At 71.4% G+C, this 14,788-nt stretch carries 14 protein-coding genes; 3 read left to right on the top strand and 11 right to left on the bottom strand.

All coding sequences use genetic code 11. The features are described from left to right. From ACFVU3_RS01705 to ACFVU3_RS01695, 3 genes are all read right to left on the bottom strand, one after another. Nucleotides 1–1,092, bottom strand: coding sequence for a branched-chain amino acid aminotransferase (locus ACFVU3_RS01705; protein WP_390062747.1), 1,092 nt, complete (start codon nt 1,090–1,092; stop codon nt 1–3). 267 nt (nt 1,093–1,359) lie between these two features. Further along, the gene (locus ACFVU3_RS01700; RefSeq protein ID WP_390062745.1) at nt 1,360–2,400 is read right to left on the bottom strand and encodes a 3-isopropylmalate dehydrogenase; all 1,041 of its coding nucleotides are present in this window, start codon (nt 2,398–2,400) and stop codon (nt 1,360–1,362) included. Between the two features lie 77 nt (nt 2,401–2,477). Further along, a complete protein-coding gene (locus ACFVU3_RS01695; protein WP_268254967.1) occupies nt 2,478–2,609 on the bottom strand; it encodes a hypothetical protein in 132 nt (43 codons plus the stop codon). 306 nt (nt 2,610–2,915) lie between these two features. On the opposite strand from ACFVU3_RS01695, the gene ACFVU3_RS01690 reads away from it, so the two are divergent. Together ACFVU3_RS01690 and ACFVU3_RS01685 are read left to right on the top strand one after the other, a co-directional pair. Beyond that, nucleotides 2,916–3,260 carry a PadR family transcriptional regulator gene (locus ACFVU3_RS01690; RefSeq protein ID WP_390062744.1) on the top strand — a complete coding sequence of 115 codons (345 nt, stop codon included), beginning with the start codon at nt 2,916–2,918 and terminating at the stop codon, nt 3,258–3,260. Further along, on the top strand, nt 3,257–3,991 hold the full coding sequence (locus tag ACFVU3_RS01685; protein ID WP_390062742.1) for a hypothetical protein: 735 nt from the start codon (nt 3,257–3,259) through the stop codon (nt 3,989–3,991). The genes ACFVU3_RS01690 and ACFVU3_RS01685 overlap by 4 nt, the downstream gene beginning before the upstream one ends. Before the next feature lie 7 nt (nt 3,992–3,998). On the opposite strand, the gene ACFVU3_RS01680 is transcribed toward ACFVU3_RS01685, so the two are convergent. The 3 genes from ACFVU3_RS01680 to ACFVU3_RS01670 all read right to left on the bottom strand — a co-directional run bounded on the left by ACFVU3_RS01680 (nt 3,999) and on the right by ACFVU3_RS01670 (nt 7,244). Beyond that, nucleotides 3,999–4,535: a GNAT family N-acetyltransferase gene (locus tag ACFVU3_RS01680; RefSeq protein WP_390062741.1), complete on the bottom strand. Its 537-nt coding sequence runs from the start codon at nt 4,533–4,535 to the stop codon at nt 3,999–4,001. A 115-nt stretch (nt 4,536–4,650) separates the two neighbouring features. Next, nucleotides 4,651–6,282: an L-glutamate gamma-semialdehyde dehydrogenase gene (gene pruA, locus ACFVU3_RS01675; protein WP_390062739.1), complete on the bottom strand. Its 1,632-nt coding sequence runs from the start codon at nt 6,280–6,282 to the stop codon at nt 4,651–4,653. Between the two features lie 35 nt (nt 6,283–6,317). Continuing rightward, a complete protein-coding gene (locus ACFVU3_RS01670; protein ID WP_390062737.1) occupies nt 6,318–7,244 on the bottom strand; it encodes a proline dehydrogenase family protein in 927 nt (308 codons plus the stop codon). Nucleotides 7,245–7,440: 196 nt separating this feature from the next. On the opposite strand from ACFVU3_RS01670, the gene ACFVU3_RS01665 reads away from it, so the two are divergent. Further along, entirely contained in the window at nt 7,441–8,730 is a 1,290-nt protein-coding gene (locus ACFVU3_RS01665; RefSeq protein ID WP_390062736.1) for a PucR family transcriptional regulator, read from the top strand. Between the two features lie 33 nt (nt 8,731–8,763). Here ACFVU3_RS01665 and ACFVU3_RS01660 read toward each other — a convergent pair whose 3' ends face one another. The 5 genes from ACFVU3_RS01660 to ACFVU3_RS01640 form a co-directional block, all read right to left on the bottom strand. Beyond that, on the bottom strand, nt 8,764–9,336 hold the full coding sequence (locus ACFVU3_RS01660) for a TetR/AcrR family transcriptional regulator (protein ID WP_390062734.1): 573 nt from the start codon (nt 9,334–9,336) through the stop codon (nt 8,764–8,766). An 82-nt stretch (nt 9,337–9,418) separates the two neighbouring features. Next, nucleotides 9,419–11,008: a phosphoglycerate dehydrogenase gene (gene serA, locus ACFVU3_RS01655; protein WP_390062733.1), complete on the bottom strand. Its 1,590-nt coding sequence runs from the start codon at nt 11,006–11,008 to the stop codon at nt 9,419–9,421. A 236-nt stretch (nt 11,009–11,244) separates the two neighbouring features. Beyond that, nucleotides 11,245–12,246, bottom strand: coding sequence for a ketol-acid reductoisomerase (ilvC, locus tag ACFVU3_RS01650; protein WP_043219930.1), 1,002 nt, complete (start codon nt 12,244–12,246; stop codon nt 11,245–11,247). A 128-nt stretch (nt 12,247–12,374) separates the two neighbouring features. Further along, nucleotides 12,375–12,899 carry an acetolactate synthase small subunit gene (gene ilvN / locus ACFVU3_RS01645; RefSeq protein WP_043219928.1) on the bottom strand — a complete coding sequence of 175 codons (525 nt, stop codon included), beginning with the start codon at nt 12,897–12,899 and terminating at the stop codon, nt 12,375–12,377. Nucleotides 12,900–12,934: 35 nt separating this feature from the next. Continuing rightward, a complete protein-coding gene (locus tag ACFVU3_RS01640) occupies nt 12,935–14,788 on the bottom strand; it encodes an acetolactate synthase large subunit (RefSeq protein ID WP_390062730.1) in 1,854 nt (617 codons plus the stop codon).

Raw genomic sequence — 14,788 nt, 5'->3', positions numbered from 1 at the left:
TCACTTGCCCAGCTGGTGGACCCAGCCGTGGGTGTCCTCGGCCTTGCCGGTCTGGATCGCCAGCAGGGCCTCGCGCAGCCTCATCGTGACCTCGCCGGGCTCGCCGCCGGACTGCTGCCACTCGCCGCGGGCCGACTTGACCGTGCCGACGGGGGTGATGACGGCGGCGGTGCCGCAGGCGAAGACCTCGGTGAGGGTGCCGTTCGCGGAGTCCTCCTGCCACTGGTCGATGGAGACGCGGCCCTCCTCCGCCTCGTAACCGAGGTCACGGGCGACCTGGAGGAGGGAGTCGCGGGTGATGCCCGCGAGCAGCGAACCGGTGAGGGTGGGGGTGACGATCTTGTTCCCGTACACGAAGTACAGGTTCATGCCGCCGAGCTCCTCGACCCACTTGTGCTCGACGGCGTCGAGGTAGGCGACCTGCACGCAGCCCTTCTCGGCGGCCTCGGCCTGGGCGAGCAGGGAGGCGGCGTAGTTGCCGCCGGTCTTGGCGTCGCCGACGCCGCCGGGGACGGCGCGGACGCGGTCCTCGGAGGCCCAGATGGAGACCGGCTTCACGCCGGCCGGGAAGTACGCGCCGGCCGGGGAGGCGATGACCACGAAGAGGTACTCGTTGGCCGGACGGACGCCCAGTCCGACCTCGGTCGCGATCATGAACGGGCGCAGGTAGAGGGACTCCTCCCCACCGTGCGGCGGGACCCACGCCTCGTCCTGGCGGACCAGGACGTCGCACGCCTCGATGAAGGTCTCGACCGGGAGCTCCGGCATGCCGAGGCGGTGCGCCGAGGACTGGAAGCGGCGGGCGTTGGCGTCGGGGCGGAAGGTGGCCACCGAGCCGTCGGGGCGGCGGTACGCCTTCAGGCCCTCGAAAATCTCCTGCGCGTAGTGGAGGACGCTGGTCGCCGGGTCGAGGGAGAGCGGGCCGTACGGCACGAGCTGGCCGTCGTGCCAGCCGCGGCCCTCGGTCCAGCGGATGGTGACCATGTGGTCGGTGAAGTGGCGGCCGAATCCCGGGTTGACCAGGATCGCCTCGCGCTCCGCGGTGGACAGCGGGCTGGAGGAGGGCTTGAGCTCGATCGAGGGCTTGGTCATGAGTGCGTGTCCTTCACCGGTTGTGTGGGTCGGACCGCGCCCACGGCGTGCCCGCATGCCGCGGCCCCACGTTCGATTATCGCCCGGGGGGACCGGTGGACGAAACGGGTGTACGCGGCGCGGGTGAGCGCGATCCGGTGATAGGGAGGGTAGGGCCTGCCCGGAGGTCCTGGGGGGCCCGGCGCCCCGTGACCGCGTACGCGGAACAGCCGCCGGGCGTCTGTACGACCCGGCGGCTGCTCCGTGGTGTCCGTGTGGCGGCGCGGGTCAGCTCGCTACGCGCGCGGCGAGCGCGTCGCCGATCTCGTCCGTCGTGCGGACGGAGTCGCCCCGCTCGGTGAGGTCGGCCTCGACGGCCGCCTCGACCCGGGCGGCCTCGGCCTCGTGGCCGAGGTGGCGCAGCAGGAGGGCGACGGAGAGGACGGTGGCCGTGGGGTCGGCCTTGCCCTGGCCCGCGATGTCCGGCGCGGAGCCGTGGACCGGCTCGAACATGGACGGGAAGTCGCGGCTCGGGTTGATGTTGCCCGAGGCGGCGACGCCGATGCCGCCGGAGACGGCCGCGGCGAGGTCGGTGATGATGTCGCCGAAGAGGTTGTCGGTGACGATGACGTCGAAGCGGGCCGGGTCGGTGACGAGGAAGATCGTCGCGGCGTCGACGTGCAGGTAGTCGGTGGTGACCTCGGGGAACTCCTGGGCGACACGGTTGAAGGTGTCGGTCCAGAGGTGGCCGGCGAAGGTCAGCACGTTGTTCTTGTGGACCAGCGTCAGCTTCTTGCGCGGACGGGCCTGGGCGCGGGCGAAGGCGTCCCGGACGACCCGCTCGACACCGAAGGCGGTGTTGACCGATACCTCGGTGGCGACCTCGTGCGGGGTGCCCTTGCGGATGGTGCCGCCGTTGCCCGTGTACGGGCCCTCGGTGCCCTCGCGGACCACGACGAAGTCGATCGCGGGCTGGCCGGCGAGCGGGGTCGATACGCCGGGGAGCAGCTTCGAGGGACGCAGGTTCACGTGGTGGTCGAAGGCGAAGCGCAGCTTCAGCAGGAAGCCGCGCTCCAGGACGCCGGACGGGACCGAGGGGTCGCCGATCGCGCCGAGCAGGATGGCGTCGTGCTTCTTGAGGGAGGCGAGGTCGGCGTCGGTGAGGGTCTCACCGGTGGCGTGGTAGCGCCGGGCGCCGAAGTCGTACTCCTCGGTCTCCAGCTTCACGTCCTGGGGAAGCACGGCCGCGAGGACCTTGAGGCCCTGGGCCACGACCTCCTGGCCGATGCCGTCGCCGGGAATGACTGCGAGATTGATGCTGTGAGACATGGCGGCACCCTACTCTTCGTCCCATCGTCTGACACGCATCGTCCACCATGTGGACGAACGGACAGGCTCCGGACGGGTCAGTGGCCGGTGGAGCCGCCGTTGTCACGGCGGTCGAGGGCGCGCTGGAGGGCGGCGGCGGCGTTCTGCCGGGCCTCGTCGCTGGGACGGGTGGCGGAGTGGCGGACGCGGGGGGCGGTCTGAGCGGCCATGAGGGATCGACTCCTTGAGATCAGTGGTGATCCGGATGTGCGGAGATCAGCTGCGATCGGGAGATCGGGTGATCGGAGGCGCCGGAAGGGGGCGGGGAGCGCCGCCGCAGGGGTTGCCTGCACAGGGCGTCGCGCTCTCGACCGCCATTCGCTGATGAAGCGAGACGTTCGGCTTCTACAAAGCTAGGGCAGGCGCCCTCATCTGTCTCCACAATTACTCGGACTTCCTACTATCTGAGACGGCACCCCGGCTCTTGCGTAGCTATCTAGTTTGCGTTCCTACCTAGCTGGTGATCCAATGCAGTCATGGCCGCAGACCGCAGATCCAGCTGGCTCAAGGGAGTCCTCGACCTCCTCGTCCTCTCCCGCCTGACCGACGGAGAGAGCTACGGATACGAGATCGGCAGGGCGCTCGCCGAGGCGGGCCTCGGCGAGATCAAGGGCGGGACGCTCTACCCCGTCCTGAACCGGCTGGAAGAGGGCGGCCTGGTGGAGGCCGAGTTCCGCGCGTCGGAACGCGGACCGGGGCGCCGCTACTACCGGCTCACCGCCTCCGGGCGCGAGCTGCTCGCCGCCGAGAGCGCCGCCTGGCGGGACTTCCACCGCTCCGTAGGAACCATGCTCGGCCCAGGGGGGACCACCGCACCATGACCACCGACGCCTACTTCACCGAGCTCACCGGCGCGCTGCGCCGGGCCGGCGTGCCGGACGCCCAGATCGCCGCCACCGTCGAGGACCTGCGCGGGCACCTGGCGGAGACCGGTGCGGCACCGGAGGAGGAGTTCGGGCCCGCCGCCGCGTTCGCGGCGGGACTCGGCGGGCTCGCCCCGGCGCCCGGGGAGCCGGACGCCGCGGCCGAGTCCTGGACCTGGACCGCCGACCTGTTCAACGACCGCCGGATGCTCGCCGTCCACGGCGAGCAGGGCTGGGAGGTGGAGGGCCTGGACCCCCTCGGCCGGTTCGTCTGCCGGCGCTCCCGGTCGGCGGCGCTGCGCTGGGAGTACCGCCGCGAGGTCGTCGGCGGCCGGCGCCGCGCGAAGGTCCTGGCGGAGCTGGAGCCGGAGGGCTGGGAGCCGTGCGGGGAGTGGCTGGTGTACGGCTACTTCAAGCGGCCCCGGGCGGCGACGGCGGGCCCGGCGGGCGCCCTGGAGACCCGGCCGGAGACCCCGCTGCGCCGGCTGTTCCTCAGCCGCCGCGGCAAGGCGGCGCTCGTGGTCTGGGCGGTGGTGGTCGGCGGCGCGACGACGGCGTGCTTCGTGGGGGCGCTCGGCACCGGCGGGCTCGCGCTCTCGATCGCCCTCGCCTCGGCGTTCTCCGCCCTGGTCACCTCCCAGCTGGAGACGGCCCGGGGCCGGGCGGAGCAGGCCGCCCGGCGCCCTTGACCCTCCCTCACACCACGTCGCCGTCCCGCCAGTCGAAGACCAGCGGGGCGGCGGCGTCGGGCAGCGCCGCGGCTCCGGCCGCGCGGACGTACACGCCGCCCTCCTCCTCCGGGAGGCGGACGGTCCCGCCGGGCCCGAGCACCTCGATCCGCCCCTCCCAGACCCGCCAGCCGCGCGCCCGGTAGAGCGCCGCGCCCTCGTCGGACGCGGAGAGCGCGCCGAAGGCGTGGGTGGCGTCGACCACCCGCTCCAGGGCGCCCGTCAGGGCGCCGCCGAGGCCCCGCCGGCGCACGTCGGCCCGGACGGCGACCCCTTCGACGTACCCGATCCGGTACGAGCGCCCGCGGTGCAGCACCCGGCGCTGGACGACGGCGCCGTGCGCGGCGATCCCCCGCCCGTCCTCGATCCAGGCGTGGATCCCGCCGAGCGTGTGGTCCCAGTCCTCCTCGGAGAAGTCCCCGTCGAAGGCGGCGTCGAGCAGGGCGCGGACGGCGTGGAGCCGTCCGGCACCGAGTTCATGGGTGGGCGCGGTCCTCACGATCATCCCCCCACCCTCCCACGCGCCCCCGGAGGGGCACATGAATACCGCCCCCGACCCCGGCCTGGGGGGACCGGGGAGGGGGGCGGTGATCAGGGGCCGCTCACGCGGCGGGAGGGCGTCAGCCCATGTGCGGGTAGCCGTACTCGGTCGGCGGGACCAGCGTCTCCTTGATGGCGCGGGTCAGCGTCCAGCGCATCAGGTTCTGCGGGGCGCCGGCCTTGTCGTTGGTGCCGGAGGCGCGGCCGCCGCCGAAGGGCTGCTGGCCGACGACGGCGCCGGTCGACTTGTCGTTGATGTAGAAGTTGCCCGCGGCGAAGCGGAGCTTCTCCATCGTGTACGCGGCGGCCGCGCGGTCGTTGGAGATGACCGCGCCGGTGAGGGCGTAGTCCGAGACCGACTCCATCTGGGTCAGCATCTCGTCGTACTTCTCGTCCTCGTACACGTACACCGCGAGGATCGGGCCGAAGTACTCGGCCTTGAAGACCTCGTTCTCCGGGTCGGTGCACACGATGACGGTCGGACGGACGAAGTAGCCCTCCGAGTCGTCGTAGGTGCCGCCGGCGACGATCGTGCAGCTCGGGTCGGAGGACGCACGGTCGATCGCCGCCTTGTTCTTCGCGAACGAGCGGTCGTCGATGACGGCACCGATGAAGTTCGACAGGTCGGTGACGTCACCCATCTTGATGCCGTCGACCTCGGCCGCGAACTCCTCCTTGAAACCGTCGTTCCAGAGGGAGGCCGGGACGTAGGCGCGCGAGGAAGCGGAACACTTCTGGCCCTGGAACTCGAAGGAGCCACGGGTCAGCGCGGTCTTCAGGATCGCGCGGTCGGCGCTGGGGTGGGCGACGACGAAGTCCTTGCCGCCGGTCTCGCCGACGATCCGCGGGTAGGAGCGGTACTTCTCGATGTTGGTGCCGACCGTCTTCCACAGGTGCTGGAAGGTCCGGGTCGAGCCGGTGAAGTGGATGCCGGCCAGGTCGCGGTGGTTCAGGGCCACCTCGGAGACGGCGATGCCGTCGCCGGTCACCAGGTTGATGACGCCCTTCGGCAGGCCGGCCTCCTCCAGGAGCTCCATGAGGAGCACGGCGGAGTGGGTCTGCGTGGGGGACGGCTTCCAGACCACCACGTTGCCCATGAGGGCGGGGGCGGTGGGCAGGTTGCCCGCGATGGCCGTGAAGTTGAACGGCGTGATCGCGTAGACGAAGCCCTCCAGCGGGCGGTGGTCCAGACGGTTCCACACACCCGGGGAGTTGGCCGGCGGCTGCTCGGCCAGGATCTGGCGGGCGTACGCCACGTTGAAGCGCCAGAAGTCGACGAGCTCGCACGGGGTGTCGATCTCGGCCTGCTGGGCGGTCTTCGACTGGCCGAGCATGGTGGACGCGGCCAGCGTCTCGCGCCACGGGCCGGCGAGCAGCTCGGCGGCGCGCAGGATGATCGCGGCACGGTCGTCGAAGGACATCGCGCGCCAGGCCGGGGCGGCGGCCAGGGCCGCGTCGATCGCGTCCTGGGCGTCGGCCTCGGTGGCACCGCGGAAGGTGCCGATGACGGCCTTGTGGTTGTGCGGCTGGACGACCTTGAACTCGTCGCCACCGCCCATGCGCTTCTCGCCGCCGATGGTCATCGGCAGCTCGCGCGGGTTGTCGGCCAGCTCCTTGAGAGCGGCCTCCAGACGAGCGCGCTCCGGGGAGCCGGGGGCGTAGCCGTGCACCGGCTCGTTGACGGGAGCGGGGACCTGGGTCACAGCGTCCATGAGTCTCGGAACTCCTTCAAAGAGGGGTAGTGGGCTCAGCCCTTGGTCAGGATGGAGCGGACGAAGAAGAGCAGGTTGGCCGGCTTCTCCGCGAGGCGGCGCATGAAGTAGCCGTACCAGTCGGTGCCGTAGGCCGTGTAGACGCGCATGCGGTGGCCCTCGGCGGCGAGGCGGTTCTGCTCCTCGGAGCGGATGCCGTACAGCATCTGGAACTCGTACTCGTCCAGCTTGCGGCCGGCGCGGCGGGCCAGCTCCTGGCCGATGGAGATGAGGCGCGGGTCGTGCGAGCCGATCATCGGGTAGCCCTCGCCGTCCATCAGGATCTTCATGATCCGGACGTACGCCTTGTCGATCTCGGGCTTGTCCTGGACGGCGACCTCGGCGGGCTCCTTGTAGGCGCCCTTCACGATGCGCACGCGGGAGCCGTTCGCGGCCAGGCGGCGGGCGTCCTCCTCGGTGCGGAAGAGGTACGCCTGGATGACGCAGCCGGTCTGCGGGAAGTCCTTCCGGAGCTCCTCGTGGATGGCGAACATCGAGTCGAGGGTGGTGTGGTCCTCGGCGTCGAGGGTGACCGTGGTGCCGATCTCGGCGGCGGCCTCGACGACCGGGCGCACGTTCGCGAGGGCCAGCTCGTGGCCGTTCTCCAGCGACTGGCCGAACATCGACAGCTTGACGGACATCTCGGCGCGCTCGCCGAGGCCCAGCTCCTTGAGGCGGCCGATCAGCTCCAGGTAGGCGTCACGGGCGGCGTACGACTGCTCGACGGTGGTGATGTCCTCGCCGACGACGTCGAGGGTGACCTCCAGGCCCCGGTCGGTCAGGTCCTGGACGATCGGGACGACGTCGTTCACGACCTCACCGGCGATGAAGCGCGCCACGACCTGCTTGGTCCCGGGCGCGGCCGACACGAGACGGCGCATCTTGTCGCTGCGCGACGCGGCGAGGATCACGGGACCCAGCACGGGGCACCTCCAAAGGGGCGAGGGTAGAACGGGGCCATTACCGGTCACAGGGGTACGAACCGGGAACAGCACGGAGAACCACCGTGAAACCTAAGGATCGCTCCGATCCTGCGCCATCTACAGCTGTCACGCATCCGTGAGCGCGCCCTCAGACATCTGTCTGAAGGACCGGGCGGCGGGTGCGAGAATGGGGCGCGTGAAGGGCGATTACCAGGAGCTGGTGGACGAGATCTCGGCGCTGCTCGGCGCCCCGGCGACCCTGGAGAACCGCGACTTCGGGCTGATCGCCTTCGGGGCCCACGACAGCGACGACGACAGCGCCATGGACCCGGTCCGCACCCGCTCGATCCTGACCCGGAAGTCCACCCCGGCCGTCCGCGCCTGGTTCGAGGGCTTCGGCATCACCCGCGCCACCGGCCCCGTCCGCATCCCGGCCGCCCCGGACGCGGGCGTCTTCCGGGACCGGATCTGCCTCCCGGTACGCCATCGGGGTGTCGTCCTCGGATACGTCTGGCTCCTGGACGCCGAGCCAGGCCCCTCGCACGCGCAGCTCACGGCCGCGATGGACGTCGCCGCCCGGATCGGCGAGCTGCTCGCCGACGAGGAACGGGCCGGCGCCGACCTCTCCCGCGAGCTGCGGGCCGTCCTCGCCGCGGAGCGCGGCTGGCAGTACGACATGGCCGTCGCCGCCCTCCGTACAGCCCTGGGCCCGGACGCGGAGGGCCTGCACGCCCTGGTCTGCGTCGCCCCCTGGACCGGCGAGGACTCCCCCTCGCCCCGTACGGTCCCCGGCGCGGCCGCCCTCTGCGCCCTCCCCTGGCACGGCCCGGCCGGTCCGTACGCCATCGCCCCGGCCCGCGCCGGCGCGTCGAAGCGCCGCGGGGAGACCGGCGGCCCTGCCGGCGACACCGGTACGGCACCCGGCGGCGCCCACGGCCCGGGCCCGGCGCCCGACGGCGGATACGCCCCCGGCCCGGGCCACCGGCGGGCGCTCGCCGTCCTGGTGCGGCTGCGCTCCGCCGACAACCTCTCCCCCGCCACCACCGCCGCCGAGCGGCTCCGCACGGCGGCCGGCCCGGCGGCCGTCGCCGGGATCGCCGCACCCCGCCGGGGGCTCGGGGACCTGGACCACTGCTGGCACGAGGCGACCGCCGCGGCACGTGCCGCGCACGCCCAGCCCCGGCTCGGCCCGCTCGCCCACTGGTCCGACCTCGGCCCGTACCGGCTGCTCACCGCCCTCCCCCAGGCCGAGCCCGATCCGGCGGTACGGACGCTGCTCGGCCCCGCGCACACGGAACTGGCCCGCACGGCCGAGGTGTTCCTCGACCACGCGGGCCAGGCGGGCCGCGCCGCGGCGGCCCTCGGCATCCACCGGCAGACCCTCTACTACCGCCTCTCCCGGGTCGAGCAGCTCACCGGACTCGACCTGGACGCCGGCGAGGACCGCCTCCTCCTGCACATGGCCCTCAAGGCGGCCCGGCTCTGACCTCCCCGCCGCGGCGGGGACCGGACGGACCGGTCACTCCCCCATGAGGACCTTGAGCCCCTCCGTGAGGTCGTCGGCGCTCGGGGCGGACTCGGGGTCCGCCATCCACTGGATCATCACGCCCGCCGCGAGGGCCTGGAGGAGCAGCCCGGCGACCCGGGCCCGCTCCGGCTCGGCCCCCGGGTCGAGGCCGAGCGCGCCCTCGGCGATGACGCGCCGCGCCTCGCCCTGGGGGGCCTTGATCGCCTCGCGCAGCTTCTCGTCGTCGTCGAGGCGGGTGACCACCTCGGTCTGGAGCCTCCACACCGGGCGGCTCTCCTCGGCGACGCCGACGAGCCGCGCCCAGAAGGCGTGGAAGCGCTCGTACGGGTCGGCCGGGAGCTCCCCGCCGGTCTCGTCCGCCACCACGACGGCCCGCTCGCCCCACTCCTCGGTCAGCGCGAGGTACGCCCGCTGGAGCAGGGCGTCCTTGGAGCCGTAGTGGTAGCCGATGGAGGCGAGGTTGGTGCCGGAGGCGGCGACGATGTCGCGTGCCGTGGTGCGCCCGTACCCCTTCTCCAGGAGGCACCGCTTGGCGCCCTCCAGCAGGTCTTCCTTGTGTCCCATGGCAGCACTGTACCCGGGTGCTGAACAACCGTCTGAGACGGTTGTCCCACACCCGGGTACGGGGAACGCGTGCCCGAACGGGTCAGATCAGGTTGACCGAACGGGCCGACGTGGCGCCGATCTCCGTGGCGATCTCCGCGATCACGGCCGCCGGGACGGTGTCGTCGACGGTGAGCACGACGAGCGCCTCGCCGCCCTCCTCCGTACGGGAGACCTGCATGCCCGCGATGTTCAGACCGGCCTCGCCGAGGATCCGGCCGACGGTGCCGACGACGCCGGGACGGTCCTCGTAGCGGAGCACGACCATGTGGTCGGCGAGCGCGAGGTCCACGTCGTAGTCGCCTACGGCGACGATCTTCTGGAGGTGCTTGGGGCCGGCCAGGGTGCCGGAGACCGACACCTCCTCGCCACTGGAGAGCGTGCCGCGCACGGTGACCATGTTGCGGTGGTCGGGCGACTCGGAGCTGGTGGTGAGGCGGACCTCGACACCGCGCTCCTGCGCGAAGAGCGGGGCGTTGACGTACGACACGGTCTCGTCGACGACGTCCTCGAACACGCCCTTGAGCGCGGAGAGTTCGAGCACCTTGACGTCGTGCTGGGTGATCTCGCCGTACACCTCGACGTCGAGGCGGGCCGCGACCTCGCCCGCGAGGGCGGTGAAGATGCGGCCGAGCTTCTCGGCGAGCGGCAGACCCGGCTTCACGTCCTCGGCGATGACGCCGCCCTGGACGTTGACCGCGTCCGGGACCAGCTCGCCGGCGAGCGCGAGGCGCACCGAGCGGGCGACGGCGATGCCGGCCTTCTCCTGGGCCTCGTCGGTGGAGGCGCCGAGGTGCGGGGTGCAGACGACCTGGTCGAGCTCGAAGAGCGGGGAGTCCGTGCAGGGCTCCTTCGCGTACACGTCGAGGCCGGCGCCGGCGACGCGGCCCTCCTTGAGGGCCGAGTACAGCGCGGCCTCGTCGACGATCCCGCCGCGGGCGGCGTTGACGATCCGGACGCTCGGCTTGACCTTGTGCAGCGCCTCGTCACCGATGAGACCGACGGTCTCGGGGGTCTTCGGCAGGTGGACGGTGATGAAGTCGGCGACCTCCAGGAGCTCGTCCAGGGCCAGCAGCTTCACCCCCATCTGGGCGGCGCGGGCCGGCTGCACGTAGGGGTCGTACGCGACGATCTTCATGCCGAAGGCGGACATGCGCTGGGCGACCAGGACGCCGATGCGGCCGAGGCCGACGACGCCGAGGGTCTTCTCGCTGAGCTCGACGCCGGTGTACTTGGAGCGCTTCCACTCGCCGTTCTTCAGCGCGGTGTTGGCCTGCGGGATGTTGCGCGCGGTGGCGACGAGCAGACCACACGCGAGCTCGGCGGCGGTGACGATGTTGGAGGTCGGGGCGTTCACGACCATCACGCCGGCCTTGGTGGCGGCGGAGACGTCCACGTTGTCCAGGCCGACACCGGCACGGGCGACGACCCGCAGCTTCTTGGCGGCGGCGATGGCCTCCGCGTCGACCTTGGTGGCCGAGCGGACGAGGATGGCGTCGACGTCGGCGATCGCGGGGAGCAGCTCGGCGCGGTCGGCGCCGTCGCAGTGCCGGATCTCGAAGTCCGGGCCCAGGGCGTCGACGGTGGCGGGCGACAGCTCTTCAGCGATGAGTACGACAGGTTTCGAGCTCACGTGAGTCCTCACAGAGGCAGTGCGGACGGCCGTCCCGACGGCCGCAGGCGGTGGAGGGGGCTTGCCGCGTGAAAGCGCACGACGCTGTGGGCCAGACGCGATGTTGTTGAGCAGTGTAGTGCCGCATCGGCGCACGTCGTACGCCTCGTTGGAAGGATCACCCGTCCGTGGTTGGACGGGGTGTCCAAGGAAACGGCACGGGGCCGGACGAAGTGTCCGGCCCCGCCCCGAGGGGCTTACGCCTCCTCGTCGTTCACCCAGCTCATGAGCTTGCGCAGCTCCTTGCCGGTGGTCTCCAGGAGGTGCTTCTCGTCCTGGGTCTTGTACTCGTTGTACTTCTTCAGACCGCCGTGGTACTCGTCCATCCAGTTCTTGGCGAAGGTGCCGTCCTGGATCTCGGTGAGGACCTTCTTCATCTCGGCCTTGGTGTCGGCGGTGATGACGCGCGGGCCGGTGATGTAGTCGCCCCACTCGGCGGTCTCGGAGACGGACCAGCGCATCTTCTCCAGGCCGCCCTCGTACATGAGGTCCACGATCAGCTTCAGCTCGTGGAGGCACTCGAAGTACGCGATCTCCGGCTGGTAGCCGGCCTCGACCAGGGTCTCGAAACCGGCCTTGACCAGGGCGGAGGCGCCACCGCAGAGGACGGCCTGCTCGCCGAAGAGGTCGGTCTCCGTCTCCTCGGTGAAGGTGGTCTTGATGACGCCGGCGCGGGTGCCGCCGATCGCCTTGGCGTAGGAGAGGGCGAGCGCGAAGGCGTTGCCGGTGGCGTCCTGCTCGACGGCGGCGATCGCGGGAACGCCGCGGCCCTCCTCGTACTGGCGGCGGACGAGGTGGCCCGGGCCCTTCGGGGCGACCAGGGCGACGTCGACGCCGGCCGGGGGCTTGATGAAGCCGAAGCGGACGTTGAAGCCGTGGGCGAAGAACAGCGCGTCGCCGTCCTTCAGGTTCGGGGCGATGGACTCCTCGTAGACCTTGGCCTGGATCGGGTCCGGGATCAGGATCATGATGAGGTCGGCCTCGGCCGCCGCCTCGGCGGGGGTGACCACGCGCAGGCCCTGCTCCTCGGCCTTGGCCTTGGACTTCGAGCCCTCGTGCAGACCGACACGGACGTCGACACCCGAGTCGCGGAGCGACAGCGCGTGGGCGTGGCCCTGGCTGCCGTAACCGATCACCGCGACCTTGCGGCCCTGGATGATCGAGAGGTCGGCGTCGGCGTCGTAGAACAGCTCGGCCACTGGGATTCTCCTTGAGGTGCTGGTGTTGCGTCCCACCGTACGGCGGGGAGCGGAAGGAAGGTTGAGGGGTCTCGTCAGGCGGACCGCCGGGTGGACCGGCGGCCGGCCCCCGTGGACGGTGCGGAGCGTCAGGCGCTGCGGTCGAGCGCCCGCAGGGACCGGTCCGTGATGGACCGGGCGCCACGCCCTATGGCGATGGTGCCCGACTGGACCAGCTCCTTGATGCCGAACTGCTCCAGCATCTTGAGCATGGCGTCCAGCTTGTCGCTCGAACCGGTGGCCTCGATGGTGACGGCCTCGGGCGAGACGTCGACGGTCTTGGCGCGGAACAGCTTGACGATCTCGACGATCTGGGAGCGGGTCTCGTTGTCCGCGCGGACCTTCACCAGGACGAGCTCGCGCTGGATCGCGGCGCTGGGCTCGAGCTCGACGATCTTCAGGACGTTGACCAGCTTGTTGAGCTGCTTGGTCACCTGCTCCAGCGGCAGGGACTCGACGTTGACCACGATGGTGATGCGGCTGATGTCGGGGTGCTCGGTGACGCCGACGGCGAGCGAGTCGATGTTGAAGCCGCGGCGGGAGAACAGGGCGGCGATCCGGGCGAGGATGCCGGGCGTGTTCTCGACGAGGACGGAGAGCGTGTGCTTGGACATGGTGTGTGGGTCTCTTCCCTGTGGCTCGTCGCTGCTCAGTCGTCTTCGCCGTCGCCGAAGTCGGGGCGGACGCCCCGGGCGGCCATGACCTCGTCGTTGGAGGTGCCGGCGGCGACCATGGGCCAGACCTGGGCGTCCTCGTGGACGATGAAGTCGACGACGACCGGCCGGTCGTTGATGGCGTTGGCCTCGGCGATGACCTTGTCGAGGTCGGCCGGGGACTCGCAGCGCAGGGCGACACAGCCCATGGCCTCGGACAGCTTCACGAAGTCCGGGACGCGGGTGCCCTTGGCCTCCGGGTTGACGTCGTCCGGGCCGGAGTGCAGGACCGTGTTGGAGTAGCGCTGGTTGTAGAAGAGGGTCTGCCACTGGCGGACCATCCCGAGGGCGCCGTTGTTGATGATGGCGACCTTGATCGGGATGTTGTTCAGGGCGCAGGTGGTGAGCTCCTGATTGGTCATCTGGAAGCAGCCGTCGCCGTCGATCGCCCAGACCGTGCGCTCGGGCATGCCGGCCTTGGCGCCCATGGCGGCCGGGACGGCGTAGCCCATGGTCCCGGCACCGCCGGAGTTCAGCCAGGTGGCGGGCTTCTCGTAGTCGATGAAGTGGGCGGCCCACATCTGGTGCTGGCCGACGCCGGCCGCGAAGATCGTGCCCTCGGGGGCGAGCCGGCCGATGCGCTGGATGACCTGCTGCGGCGAGAGGCTGCCGTCCTCCGGCAGGTCGTAGCCGAGCGGGTAGGTCTCGCGCCAGCGGTTCAGGTCGGACCACCAGGCGGAGTAGTCGCCCTGGTTGCCCTCGCTGTGCTCGGCCTGGACGGCCTGGACCAGGTCGGCGATGACCTCGCGGGCGTCGCCGACGATCGGGACGTCGGCGGCGCGGTTCTTGCCGATCTCGGCCGGGTCGATGTCCGCGTGGACGATCTTGGCGTACGGGGCGAAGCTGTCGAGCTTGCCGGTGACGCGGTCGTCGAAGCGGGCGCCGAGGGCGACGATCAGATCGGCCTTCTGGAGCGCGGTGACGGCGGTGACGGCGCCGTGCATGCCGGGCATGCCGACGTGCAGCGGGTGGCTGTCGGGGAAGGCGCCCAGGGCCATCAGGGTGGTGGTGACGGGGGCACCGGTCAGCTCCGCCAGGACCTTCAGCTCGGCCGTGGCGCCCGACTTGATGACACCGCCGCCGACGTAGAGGACCGGGCGCTTGGCGGCGGTGATGAGCTTCGCGGCCTCGCGGATCTGCTTCGCGTGCGGCTTGGTCACCGGGCGGTAGCCGGGCAGGTCGGTCTGCGGCGGCCAGGAGAAGGTGGTCTTCGCCTGGAGGGCGTCCTTGGCGATGTCGACCAGGACCGGGCCGGGGCGGCCGGTGGAGGCGATGTGGAATGCCTCGGCGATGGTCCGCGGGATGTCCTCGGCCTTGGTCACCAGGAAGTTGTGCTTGGTGATCGGCATGGTGATGCCGCAGATGTCCGCCTCCTGGAAGGCGTCCGTGCCGATCGCCTTCGAGGCGACCTGGCCGGTGATCGCGACCATCGGGACGGAGTCCATGTGGGCGTCGGCGATCGGGGTGACCAGGTTGGTCGCGCCGGGGCCGGAGGTCGCCATGCAGACGCCGACCTTGCCGGTGGCCTGGGCGTAGCCGGTGGCCGCGTGGCCCGCGCCCTGCTCGTGGCGGACGAGGACGTGACGGACCTTCTTGGAGTCCATCATCGGGTCGTACGCCGGGAGGATCGCGCCGCCCGGGATGCCGAAGACGGTGTCCGCGCCCACCTCTTCGAGAGAACGGATGAGGGACTGCGCACCCGTGACGTGCTCGACGGTGGTGGCGGGCGTCGCGCCGCTGCGGGGCCGCGGCTGCGGATGGTGCCCGGTGGCCTGCTCGGTCATCAGCAT

Origin of the sequence: Streptomyces sp. NPDC058052, from assembly GCF_042885515.1 — a bacterium.
Classification (GTDB): Bacteria; Actinomycetota; Actinomycetes; order Streptomycetales; family Streptomycetaceae; genus Streptomyces.
The sequence above is the reverse complement of the archived record's forward strand: the minus strand, read 5'-3'. Positions and strand labels throughout refer to the sequence as shown.